The sequence below is a fragment of the Duganella sp. P38 genome (genome assembly GCF_050859475.1).
Classification (GTDB): Bacteria; Pseudomonadota; Gammaproteobacteria; order Burkholderiales; family Burkholderiaceae_D; genus Rugamonas.
This window is the reverse complement of the sequence record NZ_CP193936.1, coordinates 5,149,550-5,163,623: the sequence shown is the minus strand read 5'-3', so window position 1 is coordinate 5,163,623 and position 14,074 is coordinate 5,149,550. Positions and strand designations below refer to the sequence as shown.

At 65.6% G+C, this 14,074-nt stretch carries 8 protein-coding genes and 1 pseudogene; 7 read left to right on the top strand and 2 right to left on the bottom strand.

The window, feature by feature from the left end:
* The first annotated feature begins 1 nt into the window (after position 1).
* The 4 genes from ACRQ5J_RS24010 (at position 2) to ACRQ5J_RS23995 (ending at position 4,845) form a co-directional block, all read left to right on the top strand.
* Complete coding sequence (locus tag ACRQ5J_RS24010) at positions 2 to 1,546, top strand: ATP-binding domain-containing protein (protein ID WP_432380424.1); 1,545 nt, start codon at positions 2 to 4, stop codon at positions 1,544 to 1,546.
* A 185-nt stretch (positions 1,547 to 1,731) separates the two neighbouring features.
* The gene (locus ACRQ5J_RS24005) at positions 1,732 to 3,168 is read left to right on the top strand and encodes an ATPase domain-containing protein (protein WP_432380422.1); all 1,437 of its coding nucleotides are present in this window, start codon (positions 1,732 to 1,734) and stop codon (positions 3,166 to 3,168) included.
* Between the two features lies 1 nt (position 3,169).
* Entirely contained in the window at positions 3,170 to 3,859 is a 690-nt protein-coding gene (locus ACRQ5J_RS24000) for a hypothetical protein (RefSeq protein WP_432380420.1), read from the top strand.
* Positions 3,856 to 4,845 (top strand): ATP-binding protein, encoded by a 990-nt coding sequence (locus ACRQ5J_RS23995; protein WP_432380418.1) that lies wholly within the window; start codon positions 3,856 to 3,858, stop codon positions 4,843 to 4,845. The genes ACRQ5J_RS24000 and ACRQ5J_RS23995 overlap by 4 nt, the downstream gene beginning before the upstream one ends.
* An 18-nt stretch (positions 4,846 to 4,863) precedes the next feature.
* On the opposite strand, the gene ACRQ5J_RS23990 is transcribed toward ACRQ5J_RS23995, so the two are convergent.
* Positions 4,864 to 7,305 carry a TIM-barrel domain-containing protein gene (locus tag ACRQ5J_RS23990; protein WP_432380416.1) on the bottom strand — a complete coding sequence of 814 codons (2,442 nt, stop codon included), beginning with the start codon at positions 7,303 to 7,305 and terminating at the stop codon, positions 4,864 to 4,866.
* 168 nt (positions 7,306 to 7,473) lie between these two features.
* Between ACRQ5J_RS23990 and ACRQ5J_RS23985 the strand changes: the two are divergent.
* The 3 genes and pseudogenes from ACRQ5J_RS23985 to ACRQ5J_RS23975 all read left to right on the top strand — a co-directional run bounded on the left by ACRQ5J_RS23985 (position 7,474) and on the right by ACRQ5J_RS23975 (position 12,171).
* Positions 7,474 to 8,795 (top strand): annotated as a pseudogene (locus tag ACRQ5J_RS23985) (MFS transporter).
* A 59-nt stretch (positions 8,796 to 8,854) separates the two neighbouring features.
* A complete protein-coding gene (locus ACRQ5J_RS23980; RefSeq protein WP_432380414.1) occupies positions 8,855 to 10,486 on the top strand; it encodes an alpha-D-glucose phosphate-specific phosphoglucomutase in 1,632 nt (543 codons plus the stop codon).
* Between the two features lie 11 nt (positions 10,487 to 10,497).
* A complete protein-coding gene (locus ACRQ5J_RS23975; RefSeq protein ID WP_432380412.1) occupies positions 10,498 to 12,171 on the top strand; it encodes an alpha-amylase family glycosyl hydrolase in 1,674 nt (557 codons plus the stop codon).
* Here ACRQ5J_RS23975 and ACRQ5J_RS23970 read toward each other — a convergent pair.
* Complete coding sequence (locus ACRQ5J_RS23970; RefSeq protein WP_432380410.1) at positions 12,087 to 13,910, bottom strand: putative bifunctional diguanylate cyclase/phosphodiesterase; 1,824 nt, start codon at positions 13,908 to 13,910, stop codon at positions 12,087 to 12,089. The genes ACRQ5J_RS23975 and ACRQ5J_RS23970 overlap by 85 nt on opposite strands.
* Between the last annotated feature and the right edge of the window lie 164 nt (positions 13,911 to 14,074).

Below are 14,074 nucleotides of genomic sequence, written 5' to 3'. Positions count from 1 at the left end.
GATGTCGGCGACCGGCGCGGCCGCGCGCGAGATCGAAACCCTGGCTTACCTGAATGCGGCGCTGGCCGATGCGCCTTATCACGTCTATCACGGCGTCCATTGGACTAATGTGGAGAAGGGCTACTCGGCGTTCGATCAGGTCGATTTCGTGATCGTCGCGCCCAACGGGCGGGTGCTGCTGATCGAGCAGATCGCCGGCTTTCTGAACGAGACGCCCGACGGCCTGGTCAAGCAGTACGCCGGCAAGCCGCGCAAGGTGGCCCAGCACATCATGCGCGCGATCCGCGTGATGACCGAACGTTTCGGCGCCGACCTGTCCATCGATTACCTGCTGTATTGCCCCGACTACATCGTGCGCCAGCCGCATCTGGCCGGCCTCGATCCACGCCATATCATCGACGCCCACAGCAAGCACAGGCTGGCGCAGATGGTGCGCGAGGTGCTGCCGGTCGACGACCCGCGCCCCGACGCCCAGTTCGACAAGGTGGCGCGCTTCCTCGGCAATATGCTGAGCCTGCGCCCGGACCCGAGCGCGATGATCGGCAACGCCGCGCGCATGGTGGCGCGGCTGTCCGGCGGCCTGGCGACCTGGGCGCACCGGCTGGAGTTCGCGCCGTTCCGCCTGCGCGTGGTCGGCACCGCCGGCAGCGGCAAGACGCAGCTGGCGCTGGCCGAGTACGCCGCCGCCATCGAGGCCGGCCTGTGCCCGCTGTACGTGTGCTACAACCGGCCGCTGGCCGACCATATCCAGTCGCTGGTGCCGGCCGGCGGCCGCGTCGCCAGCTTCCATATGCTGTGCGACGCCTTTGCCCGCGAACAGGGCCATATTCCGAATTACAGCCTGCCCGATGTGTGGCAGCGGATCGAGGCGCAGATGGCCGCCGCCGAACTGCCCGAGCGCTGGCAGTGCGATGTGCTGATCGTCGACGAGGGCCAGGATTTTTCCGAGGGCTGGCGCGATATCGTGCTGCGCCTGCTGCGCGACGGCGGCCGCGCGATCTGGCTGGAGGACCCGAACCAGAACCTGTACGGCAAGCAGAGCGTGGCCTTGCCGGGCTGGGTGACGCTGCATTCCGACACCAATTACCGCAGCCCGCGCCAGATCGTCGATATCCTGGCGTCGATCGGCGCCACCCAGTCGCCGGTGGAGGCGGGCAGCCCGTTCAAGGGCGCCGATATCGAGGAGCTGGTCTATCCGCACGGCGACAACGAGGCGATGCTGGCGCAGACGCGGCACGCCGTCACGTCCTGCCTGGCAGCCGGCTTCGCGCGCCACGATATCGCCATCGCCTCGTTCCGCGGCCGCGAGAAGTCGCTGATCCTGCAGCTCGACCAGCTGAGCGATGTGCACACGCTGAAGTCCTTCACCGGCGAGTACGACCTGTTCGGCAACCCGCTGTACCGCGACGGCGGCCTGCTGGCCGAGTCGGTGTACCGCTTCAAGGGGCAGTCGGCGCCGGCCATTATTTTCACCGAGATCGACTTCGAGCAAATCGACCAGCTGGTGCTGCGCAAGCTGTTCGTCGGCATGACGCGCGCGCGCTGAAGCTGGTGCTGGTGCTGAGCGACCGCGCCGAACAGCAGTTGCTGGACCGCATCGGATAGCATAATGTTAAGCAACTAACGGCCGCTGCAATCTTGCTTTGCGCAGCGCGGCGTTGTGCGGGCTGGCGCGCATTTCGTTTCCCACAGTTATGCCACGATATTGGCAAACAACTGGGATGAACAACTATGTCTACTGAGCGCGTTGCCACTGGCATTCCTGAACTCGACGCCGTATTGCGGGGCGGCCTGATCAAGGGCCGCATACATTTGCTGGAGGGCCGGCCCGGCACCGGCAAGACCACGATCGGCATGCGTTTCCTGATCTCCGAAGCGTCACGCGGGCAGCGCCGCCTGTATGTGTCCTTGTCCGAATCGGCCGAGGAGCTGCACGCCACCGCCGCCAGCCACGACTGGTCGCTGGACGGCGTGCAGCTGTTCATTCCGGACCTGTTCAGCCCGCAGCAGTTCGGCGAGCAGACCATCATGCTGCCGAGCGACGCCGAGCTGTCGCGTCTGGTCAGTACCATCGCCGGCGAGATCGAGCGCACCGGGGCGCAGCTGGTGGTGATCGACTCGATGGCGGAAATCCGCTTGCTGGCGCACAACAGCTCGCATTACCGGCGGCAGGTGATTTCGCTGCGCGAGCGGCTGACGCGCGCCGGCGCCACCGTGCTGATGCTCGACGACCTGACCTCGATCGAGCACGAGTTCGAATTGCAGAGCGCGGTCCACGGCGCCATCACGCTGGAGCAGCGCGAGCGTTCCTATGGTTCGGTGCGGCGCGTGCTGAAAGTGGTCAAGCTGCGCGGCGGCGACTACCAGAGCGGCTGGCACGACTTCGCCATCCAGCGCAGCGAAATCCTGGTGTTCCCGAGCCTGATCGCCGAGGAGCACCAGCGCGACTACGAGCGCACGGTGCTCGATAGCGGCGTGCCCGGCCTCGACGAGCTGCTCGGCGGCGGCCTGATCAGCGGCACCTCGACCATGATCGTCGGCACCTCCGGCGTCGGCAAGACCACGCTGGCCTTGCAGTACGCGCTGGCCGCGGTGCGCCAGGGCGGGCGCGCCGCCTATTTCGTGCTGGACGAGGCGGAAGTGACGTTGAAGTCGCGCATGCTCGAACGCTTTGGCATCCAGCCGGACGCCACGTCGCCGAAGGACTTGCTGATCTCGCGCATCAACCCGTCGCGCATTTCGGCAGGCGCGTTTATCTGGGCCGTGCGCCGCCGCGTCGAGGACGACAATGTGCGCATCGTCATCATTGACAGCATCAACTCCTATCTCGACCTGATCAAGGAGGAGCGCACCTTGCTGCTGCAGATGAACGAGCTGTTCTCCTACCTGGCCAATATGGGCGTGATCGCGGTGGTGGTGGGCGCCCATTCGCACGGGCTGGACACGTCGCGCGAGCCCGATGCGCTGTCGATCATCACCGATAACGTCATTTCGCTCAGCTCCTACAACTCGGAAGGCTCGATCAAGAAGAATATCTGCGTGCTCAAGAAGCGCCACAGCGACCATAGCCGCGAGGTGCGCGAATTCATCCTGACCGATGACGGTTTCGCGGTCGGCGCCAAGGATACCGACGTCGCCGCCACCACGGCCATCTCCGCCGGTGTCTAGCATGCCCGCGGTGATTTTCGCGCCATTGGGCAGGGATGCGCAGGTGTTGAGCAATATCCTGGCGGCGGTGCACATCGATTCGCGGCTGTGCGACAGCGCCGATGAATTCTGCGCCGCGCTGGACGAAACGGCGCTGATGGCGATCGCCTCGGAAGAGGGGCTGACGCGCTGCTCGGCGCAGCAGCTGTCGGTGCAGCTGGACAAGCAGCCGTTCTGGTCGAACATCCCGATCATTGCGATCGCCGACGCCGACGCGCTGATTCCCGGCGGCCCGACCTCGGTGCTGGAACGGCTGGGCAACGTGACGCTGCTGACGCGGCCCCTGCGGCACGAGGTGCTGATGCTGGCCATCCTGTCGGCGCAGCGCACCCGCACCTTGCAGCGCCAGGTGCGCGACCAGCTGCGCGAGCTGAACGACCACGCGGCGGAGCTGGAACGGCGCGTCGACGAGCGCACCACCGCACTGTCGCGCGAAGTGCGCGAGCGGCGCCAGATCGAGATGTCGCTGGCGGAGGCGCGGCGGCTGGAGTCGCTGGGGCGGCTCACCGGCGGCGTCGCGCACGATTTCAACAACCTGTTGCAGGTGATCGCGTCGGCGTCGACGCTGATGCGCTTCCAGCTGAAGGAGCATCCGGCGCTGTTGAAAAGCGTGGACAGCATCACGCGCGCCACCGCGCAGGGGCGCAGTTGACGCAGCAGCTGCTATCGTTCGCGCGCCGCCAGCCGATGCAGATCGCCGACGTGCGGCTGGAAAAGCACCTGCCCGATATCGCGCAGCTGCTGCATCATTCGCTGAGCAAGCATATCGCTTTTGCGCTCGATATTCCGGAAAACCCATGGCCGGTGAAGACCGATGTGGCGCAGCTGGAGATCGCCCTGCTGAACATGGTGGTCAACGCGCGCGACGCCATGCCCGGCGGCGGCAAGGTGACGCTGGCGATCCGCAACCTGAGCTTGCCCGCGCCCGCCTTCCCCGAGCTGCAAGGGCTGGCGGGCGATTTCGTGCAACTGGCGCTGATCGACGAGGGGTATGGCATGACGCCGGAGGTCGCCGAGCAGGCGTTCGAGCCGTTCTTCACCACCAAGCCGCTGGGCAAAGGCACCGGCCTCGGACTGTCGCAGGTGTATGGCTATGCGCAGCAGAGCAACGGCATGGCCTATCTGCGCACGTCCGACCACGGCACCACGGTATGCATTGTGCTGCCGCGCGGCGGCGATGCGGCGGCCACGCAGGAGCCTGCGCCGGCGCAGGCCGCGGTGGGCGGCGCCGGCGATGTGCTGTCGGGCAAGCGCGTGCTGTGCGTGGAAGATGATCCCTTCGTTGCCGAGCTGGCGGTGGAGATGTTTGCCAACATGGGCTGCCGCGTGTGCTGCGCCCACAGCGCCGATGCGGCGCTGCTGTCGGATCTGGCGCACATCGATTTCGTCTTCTCGGACGTGAAAATGCCGGGCACGATGGATGGCGTGGAGCTGGCGCGCAAGTTGCGCCAGGCCTGGCCGGCATTGCCGATCGTGCTGGCCAGCGGCTTCCTCGGCGACCCGGCGCGGCTCGACGGGCTGGGGCTGGAGTTCATCCGCAAGCCTTACAGCATCGACGCCGTGCAAGCGGCCGCGCGCGCAGCCATCGCGCGCAGCCTCGCCCCGCAGGCGCGCGAGCAGACGGCGGACCGCATGTAGGCGGGCCGCCGCTGCATCTTACAGCGAGATATCGACGCTGCGGCTGGCCTGGTCGCCGGCCGGCAGCTGCACGCTGAGCTGCTTGCCCGCCTGGTCCCAGGCGAAGACGGCCACCTTGCCATCGACCCGCACCGACGATGGCGCCGACGTTACGTTATGCACTGTCAGCGCAATCGCGCGTTCCGGGCGCTGGTGCTGCTTGCCGACTTCCGATACCACACGCAGCGACAGCGCTTTGCCTTCCAGCTTGCTGGTGAAGTGCAGCAGCTCGTACTTGCCTTGTTCGTAGGCTTGCGCGGTCAGGCCGTCGTCGTCATACAGCTTGCCGGCGTCGGCGCGCACGGAGGCGTCGTGCCAGTAATGCAGCTCGATGGCCCTGGTGTTGTAGTCGCGCGTGGTCTGCACCACTTTCGTCATCGGGATGAAGGCGCCGGCGCGCACGTAGACCGGCACATGGTCCGGCTGCAGCGCGACGCTGCGGCTGGCGCCGCCGGCCTGCTTCTCGCCGGTGTAGAAATCGAACCACGCGCTGCGCGCAGGGAAGTAGACTTCGGCCGTTTTCTGGCCGGGCTTCAGCACCGGCGTCACCAGGAAGTCCTTGCCCCACAGGTAGGTGGACGACATGGCGCGCACCTTGGCGTTGCCCGGCTCCTCGTACAGCATGGGGCGCATCAGTGGCAGGCCTTGCTGGTTGTTGTCGAAGCCCAGCGTGTAGTTGTATGGCAGCAGGCGATAGCGCAGGCGGATCGCCTCGCGCGCCAGCGCCTTGGTTCTGGCTTCGCGGTAGACCGGCTCCGACGGCACTTCTTCCTGCGCGTGCGGGCGGAACACCGGCTGGAACACGCCGTATTGCAGCCAGCGCTGATACAGCTCGTCGTCCAGCACCGGGTTGGCGAAGCCGCCCAGGTCCGAGTGCATATAGCCCAGGCCCTGCATGCCCATCTGCAGCGAGATTTCAGGCTGCGATTGCAGTCCGTCCCAGCCGCGATTGACGTCGCCCGACCACGGGATGATGCCGTAGTGCTGCGTGCCCGAGTAACCGGCGCGCATCAGGATGAACGGGCGCTCGTTCGGGAAGTCGCGCCGGTAGCCTTCCGTTACCAGCCGCGCCCACTGGTGGCCGTAGATGTTGTGCACCTGGTCGGCGCTGCCGGTGGCGTGGCGCAGCGCGGCCGGGTGCACTTCCGGTTCGCCCAGGTCGCCCCAGACGCCGGCCGCGCCCTGCTGGCGCAGGCCCTTGTAGATATTCCAGTACCAGTCCTGCGCCGGCTTGCTGAAGACATCGATCAGGCCGGTGTTGCCGAAGAAGAAGTCGAACGTCATCGGCTTGCCGTCCGCGCCCAGCGCCAGCACCTTGTGGTCGACCGCCTCCTGCCAGCGGTTGGAGGTGGTGGTGACAAACGGTTCGGTGAGCAGCACCGTCTGCACGCCTTGCTGCTTGAAGTCGGCCATCATCGCTTCCGGCCGCGGGAAGTTGTCCTTGTCGAAGGCCATATTGCCCATCGTGCCTTTGACTTCCTTGCCGAACCAGTACAAGTCGAACACGATCGCGTCCAGCGGGATATCGTCGGCGATGAACCGGGCGACCGTGTCGCGCGCCTCCTGCTCCGTGTGGTAGCCGAAGCGCATGGCGAAATTGCCGAAGGCCCAGCGCGGCGGCAAGGGCTGCTTGCCGGTCAGGCTGGTGTAGTTGCCCACCACGTCTTCCCAGCTGTCGCCGGCGATGACCTGGTAGGTCTTGCGCCCGCCGATGGCCTCGTAAGTCAGGCTGTTGTTTTTCCTGCTGTCGAAGTCCAGGTAGCCGGTCTGCGGATTGTCGAAGTGGATCGCGTACATTTTCGACGACAGCGCCACCGGCATGGTGTAGCCCATCAGCTCCGAGTGGTCGCCGTAGCCATAGTGCGCCTTGTTATACAGCGTGAACCTGTAGCCGCGGCGGTCCATGCCGACCGCGCGCGAACCGGCGCCGTACAGGGCCTCGTTCTTGTCCAGCGCGAATTCGATGGCTTCCAGTTCGCGCGCCTCGCCTTTGTTGATATCCTTGCTGCCGGTGGCCGGGTCGTCCTTGACGCGGATGTAGCCGCGCTTCTCGGCCACCAGCGGCTTGCCCTTGTAGGCATAGGCAATGCGGAACGGCGACTTGGTGATGGTGACCTTGATGCCCGGTGTGGCATATTCGATGCTGCCGCCTGTTTGCCTGAGCGAGGTGCGCACCGCGGCCGGCGCCAGCACCACCGCGTGCGAGGCCGGATCGGCGCTCTCGCCGGCCGGCACGAAGGTGGTTTCGACGATGCCGGCGGAGTAGGGCTTGATCAGGTAGGTGCCGTCGCTGGTGCGTACTTCGAGATGGCCGTCGCGCTCGGTGGCGCCGTCGAACTTGCGCGCGGCGTTTTGCGCCAGCGCGCCCTGGCTGGCCAGCAGCGTCGCCGCGGCCAATGTTGCAAAGGATTTAATGGTCATGAACGAGGTCTCAGTGGGAAGGTAGTTTTTTGTTGTTTGGCTACATTTGACACCATAGCCCGGCCTTTTGTCAGGCTTTTTCCTTTATTTTACTAGGAAGTTGTTGCGATTGACATGCGTGGGGCAGCGTGTTATTTTGCTACAAATTTTAAAATCGGGACGCGCAGCATGCATTCTTCCAGCAACAACAAGCCCATCCTGTCGTTCTGGCAGCTGTGGAATATGAGCCTTGGCTTCTTCGGCATTCAATTCGGCTTTGCGCTGCAAAACGCCAACGTCAGCCGGATTTTTCCACGCTGGGCGCCAACCCCGATGATCTGTCGCTGTTCTGGCTGGCCGCGCCGGTCACCGGCCTGCTGGTGCAACCCGTCATCGGCTACCTGAGCGACAACACCTGGCACCCGACCTGGGGCCGCCGCCGTCCGTTCTTCTTCATCGGCGCCTTGCTGGCGTCGATCGCGCTGTTCCTGATGCCGCATTCCACCGCGCTGTGGATGGCCATCGTGGTGCTGTGGCTGCTCGATGGCGCCATCAACGTCTCGATGGAGCCGTTCCGCGCCTTCGTCGGCGACAAGCTCGGACCGCGCCAGCAGACCGCCGGCTTCGCGATGCAGACCTTCTTCATTGGCTGGGGCGCGGTGATCGCCTCGCTGCTGCCGTCGATCTTCGCCCACTACGGCGTCAGCAACGTGCCGGTCGACGGCGCCATTCCGGACACCGTGCGCTATTCGTTCTACGCCGGCGGCGCCGTGTACTTCTTCTCCGTGCTGTGGACCGTGCTGACCGCGCAAGAGATGCCGCCGGCCGACCTGGCGGCGTTCCGCGCCGAGCAGCAGCGCAGCAAGGGCCTGGCCCACACGCTGAAGGAGATCTTCAGCGGCTTCGCGCAAATGCCGAAGACCATGGTGCAGCTGGCGGTGGTGCAGTTCTTCACCTGGATCGCGCTGTTCGCCATGTGGATCTACACCACGCAAGCGGTGGCGGAAAATGTGTTCGGCACCGCCGACGCGCAATCGGCCGCCTACCAGGAAGCCGGCAACCACGTCGGCGTGATGTTCGCCGTGTACGGCGGCGTGTCGGCGCTGGCGGCGTTCATTCTGCCGGTGTTCGCACGCTACACCAGCCGCAAGTTCGTGCACCTGAGCTGCCTGGTCATCGGCGGCGTCAGCCTGTTCAGTATCTATGCGATCCACGACCTGGAAACGCTGTACTACCCGATGATCGGCGTCGGCATCGCCTGGGCCAGCATCCTGACCATGCCGTATGCGATTCTGGCCGGCTCGCTGCCGGCGGATCGCATGGGCTACTTCATGGGCGTGTTCAACTTCTTCATCGTCATCCCGCAGATCGTCAGCGGTCTGGTGCTCGGCTTCGTCACCAAGTACTGGTTCGGCGGCCATAGCGTCAAGACTTTGATGCTGGGCGGCGTGTGCATGGCGGTGGCCGGCGTGCTGACGCTTATTGTGCGCGACGCAGCGGAACCGGTATGATGTAATATTGTTCGCGAGACAAGTAATATTCGGTCTCACCAACCTTATGCGGAGCGAACATGAGCATCAACACGGTTAACACCACGGCCATCCCCGGCCAGCGGCCCGGCACTTCCGGCCTGCGCAAGAAGGTCACGGTCTTCCAGCAGCCGCATTACCTCGAAAATTTTGTGCAGAGCGTGTTCGACACGCTCGGCGATTGCACCGGCAAGACGCTGGTGCTGGGCGGCGACGGCCGCTTCCACAACCGCGTGGCGGTGCAGACCATTTTGCGCATGGCGGCCGCGCACGGCTTTGCCAGGGTGCTGGTGGGCCAGGGCGGCATCCTGTCGACGCCGGCCGTCAGCTGCGTGATCCGCAAGCGCGGCGCGCTGGGCGGCATCGTGCTGTCGGCCAGCCATAATCCCGGCGGCCCGGACGGCGACTTCGGCATCAAGTACAACATCGCCAACGGCGGCCCGGCGCCGGAGAACGTCACCGAGGCGATCTTCAAGCGCACCGAGAGCATCACCCAGTACCGCATCAGCGACGCCGCCGACATCGACCTGAATCGCCCCGGCGTCACGCGCATCGAGAACACCGAGGTGGAAGTGATCGATCCGGTCGCCGACTACGCGGAGCTGATGCAGCAGCTGTTCGACTTCGACGCCATCCGCAAGCTGTTCGCCGGCGGTTTCCGCATGTGCTTTGACGGCATGCACGCCGTCTCCGGCCCTTACGCCAGGGCGATCATCGAGGGCCAGCTGGGCGCGCCGGCCGGCACCGTCATCAACGCCGAGCCGCTGGAGGATTTCGGCGGCCACCACCCGGACCCGAACCCGGTCAACGCCGCGCAACTGATCGAGATCATGGCCGCCGACGATGCGCCGGACTTCGGCGCCGCCTCCGACGGCGACGGCGACCGCAATATGATCCTCGGCCGCAAGTTCGACGTCACGCCGTCCGACAGCCTGGCCGTGCTGGCCGCGCATGCGACCGTGGCGCCGGGCTACCGCGCCGGCCTGAAAGGCATCGCCCGTTCGATGCCGACCTCGCAGGCGGCCGACCGCGTGGCCGAGGCGCTGGGCATCCCGAGCTTTGAAACGCCGACCGGCTGGAAGTTCTTCGGCAACCTGCTCGACGACGGCAAGGCGACGCTGTGCGGCGAGGAGAGCTACGGCACCGGCTCGGACCACATCCGCGAAAAGGATGGCCTGTGGGCGGTGCTGTTCTGGCTTAACCTGCTGGCAGCCAGCGGCAAGTCGGTGGAGCAGCTGGTCAGCGAGCACTGGGCGCGCTTCGGCCGCAACTACTATTCGCGCCACGACTACGAGGCGGTGGAAACTAAGGCCGCCAATGAGCTGATGGCGTCGCTGCGCATCAAGCTGGCCACGCTGGTGGGACAGGACCTGGGCCACTACGTGGTGGCACTGGCCGACGATTTCGAATACACCGATCCGGTCGACGGTTCCGTGTCCAGGCAGCAGGGCGTGCGGATTGTATTCACCAACGGCTCGCGCGTGGTGTTCCGCCTGTCCGGCACCGGCACCGAAGGGGCGACGCTGCGCGTCTACCTGGAACGTTACGAGGCCGATCCGAAATACCACCACCTGCCAACGCAGCAGGCCTTGTCGGCATTGATACTGATCGCCGAACAGGTAGCGGGCATCGCCGACTGGACCGGCCGCGCCCATCCCACCGTAACCACCTAAAGGACGACAGCATGAAATTGACGACAATCGCATTCACCATGGCGCTCGGCGCGGCGGCAGGCGCGCCGCTGGCGGCAGCGGCGGCGGAAAAACCGAAGCCGTTCCTGTGGGAGAATGCGACCGTCTATTTCCTGCTGACCGACCGTTTCAACAACGCCTTCACCGGCAACGACCTGGCCTACGACCGCAAGAAGGACGCGGCGCCGCTGCGCGGCTACATGGGCGGCGACCTGGCCGGCGTGATCAACAAGATCAACGACGGCTATTTCGACAGCCTGGGCGTAAACGCCATCTGGATCACGCCGCCGGTGGAGCAGATCCACGCAGGCACCGACGAAGGCACCGGCAAGTCCTACGGCTTCCACGGCTACTGGGCGTCCGACTTCACCGCGGTCGACGCCAACCTCGGCACCGAGAACGACTTCCGCAACCTGGTGGACGCGGCGCATGCGCGCGGCATCCGCGTGCTGCTCGATGTGGTGATGAACCATACCGGCCCGGTGACCGAGGCCGATCCGGTGTGGCCGAAGGAGTGGGTGCGCACGGCGCCGCAGTGCACCTACAAGGACGCCAGAAGCACCATCGAATGCACGCTGGTGAAGAACCTGCCGGACTTCCTGACCGAGAGCGACGAGCCGGTCGAGCTGCCGGAACGATTGATGGCCAAGTGGCAGCAGGAGGGCCGCTTCGAGCAGGAGGTCAAGAGTCTGAACGAGTTCTTCGCGCGCACCGGCTACCCGCGCGCGCCGCGCTACTACCTGATCAAGTGGCACACCGACTGGATTCGCAAGTACGGCGTGGACGGCTTCCGCGCCGACACCGTCAAGCACGTGGAAGCCAAGGTGTGGAAGGAATTGCAGAAGGAAGCCGCCATCGCCTTCGAGGACTGGAAAAAGGCCAACCCGGACAAGAAGCTCGGCGACGACAAGTTCTACACCACGGCGGAAGTCTACAACTACAAGATCAGCGACGGCCTGTATCACGACCTTGGCGGCGGCCAGAGCGTCAACTATTACCAGGCCAACTTCAACAGCATGATCAACTTCGCGCTGGTGAAGGACGCCGAGCAGGATTATGAAACGCTGTTCAGCAGCTATTCCAACGCGCTGCACGGCGGCCGCCTGAACGGCTATTCGGTGCTGAACTACCTGGACTCGCACGACGACGGCGCGCCGTTCGACCCGTCGCGCAAGAAGCCGTTTGAAAGCGCGACCAAGCTGCTGCTGGCGCCGGGCGCCGCGCAGATCTACTACGGCGACGAGACGGCGCGCAAGCTCGATATCGCCGAAGCCACCGGCGACGCCAGGCTGCGCTCCTTCATGAACTGGAACGAGCTGGCGCAGAACGTCTCACGCGACGGCTACAGGATCGCCGACGTGCGCGCGCACTGGGCCAGGCTGGGACAATTCCGTAGGGCCCACGTGGCGGTGGGCGCCGGCGTGCACCAGCAGCTGCAAGCGAAACCCTATGTTTTCAAGCGCACCTACGACAAGAACGGCCTGCGCGACAAGGTGGTGGTGGCGCTCGACCTGCCGACCAACAAGGCAAGCACCATCAAGCTGCATGGCGTGTTCGCCAATGGCCAGCGCGTGAAGGACTACTACTCCGGCAAGACCGCCGTGGTGCGCGGCGACAGCGTCAACTTTGGCACGCGCAACGCGCTGGTGCTCATCGGCCAGGAATAAGCGGCGAACGCCTCGGCTTCCAGCGGGGCGGCGAACAGGTAGCCCTGCGCCTCCTCGCAACCGGCGCGGCGCAGGAAGTCCAGCACCGCCTCGCTCTCCACGCCTTCCGCCACCACGCGGTGGCCCAGGTCCTGCGACAGCGTAATCATGGCTGTCACCAGCGCCTGCTGGCGCGCATCGTGTTCCAGTTCGCGGATAAAGGACTGGTCGATCTTGACCACATCTGCCGGCATCTTCTGCAGGTAGGACAGGCTGCTGTAGCCGGTGCCGAAATCGTCGATGGCCAGGCCCACGCCCAGCGCGGCGATCTGCGCCAGCGTCGCATGCGCCTTCGCCGGCTGCTCCATGATGGCGCTTTCGGTGATTTCCAGTTCCAGGCAATCCGGCGGCAGATGGTGGCGCGCCAGCGCGGTCGCCACGCTGGCGGCAAAGTCGTCCTCGGTCAGGTTGGCCGCCGAAACGTTCACCGAGACCTGCCTGGCCAGGCCGGCGGCGCGCCAGGCCTGCTGCTGGCGCAACGCTTCTTCCAATACCCACGCGGTGGCGGCTTGCGCCAGCCCTGAACGCTCGACGATCGGGATGAATTCCGCCGGGCCGATGGCGCCCAGCGTCGGATGGTTCCAGCGCAGCAGCGCTTCGGCGCCGACGCAGGCGCCGCTGGCGACGTCGATGCGCGGCTGGAACACCAGCCGCAGCTGGCCGCTGCCGGCCAGCGCCGTGCCGAAGTCGTTGAGCAGGCTGAATCGGCGCTGGTACAGGGCGTCCTCCACCTGCGAGTACACCGCCACGTGGTTGGGCCGCGCAATGGCGTCGAACGCCGCGCTGCGCGCCTTGCGCAGCACCGACAGCGCGTCGTCGTGGTGGATATCGAACGGCACAACGCCGGCCGACGGCGTGGCCACGTAGCGCGAGCGGGCGATGGTCTGCGCCTCCTGCATGCGCGCCTCAACCTGCGGCAGCCAGCTTTCCAGCGTTTCGCCCGGCGGCGACAGCAGCATGAACTGCGCGGTGGAGACATGGTAGATGCGGCGCTTCGGACCGATCTGGCTACGCAGCCAGCGCGCGCCCTCGCTTACCAGCTCGTCCAGGTAGGACGACTTCATGGCGCGCGCGGCGTGCGTCAGCTGGTCCGGCGTGGCCAGGTTGAGCAGGATCGCCAGCCGCCGCTCGCCCTGCTGGGCGTCCGATTGCAGGTCGTGGAAGTCGTCGATGAACTGCTGGCGGTTGGGCAGGCGGCTGACGGCGTCGACGCGGCCCAGCGCGTGCTGCAGCTCGATCTGCGACATCACCATGCCGGCCAGGTCGCACAGCGCCGTCAGTTCCTCCGGCGTGGTGTCGCGCGGCTCGGTGCCCAGCACGCACATGGCGCCGAGGCAGTGGCCGTCGGCGGTGGTCAGCGGCGCGCCGGCGTAATAGCGGATGCCGTTTTCCGCCAGCGTGCTGTCGCGGTAAAACGCGTCCAGGTGCAGGTCCGGAATCACCAGCACATCGGTGTTGTCGGCCACCTGGCCGCAGGGCGCGCGCAGGCGCGGAATCTCGGTGTGTTCGACGCCGACGCGCGACTTGAACCACTGGCGGTTGGCGTCGGTCAGCGAGACGGCGGCGATCGGCAGCTTGAACAGGCTGGCCGCCATGCGCGTGATGCGATCGAACGCCTCGCTCGCCGGCGTGTCGAGCAGGTTCAATTTGTACAGGGCGTCAAGGCGGCGTGCCTCGGCGGTCAGGCAGGATGTCGGCATGGTGCAAAGTCCGTAAGCAGTTCAGGTGCAATGCGGGTCAGGGCACTGGCGGCGATTGTGAGCGGGGGTGCGGCTCGAGTGACGGAAATGTAAATATTGTTTCCCAGGAGAAAGAGCATCTTATCATGCTGAGTGTTTCGGCGCTGAAATGGATTTCAATCGTG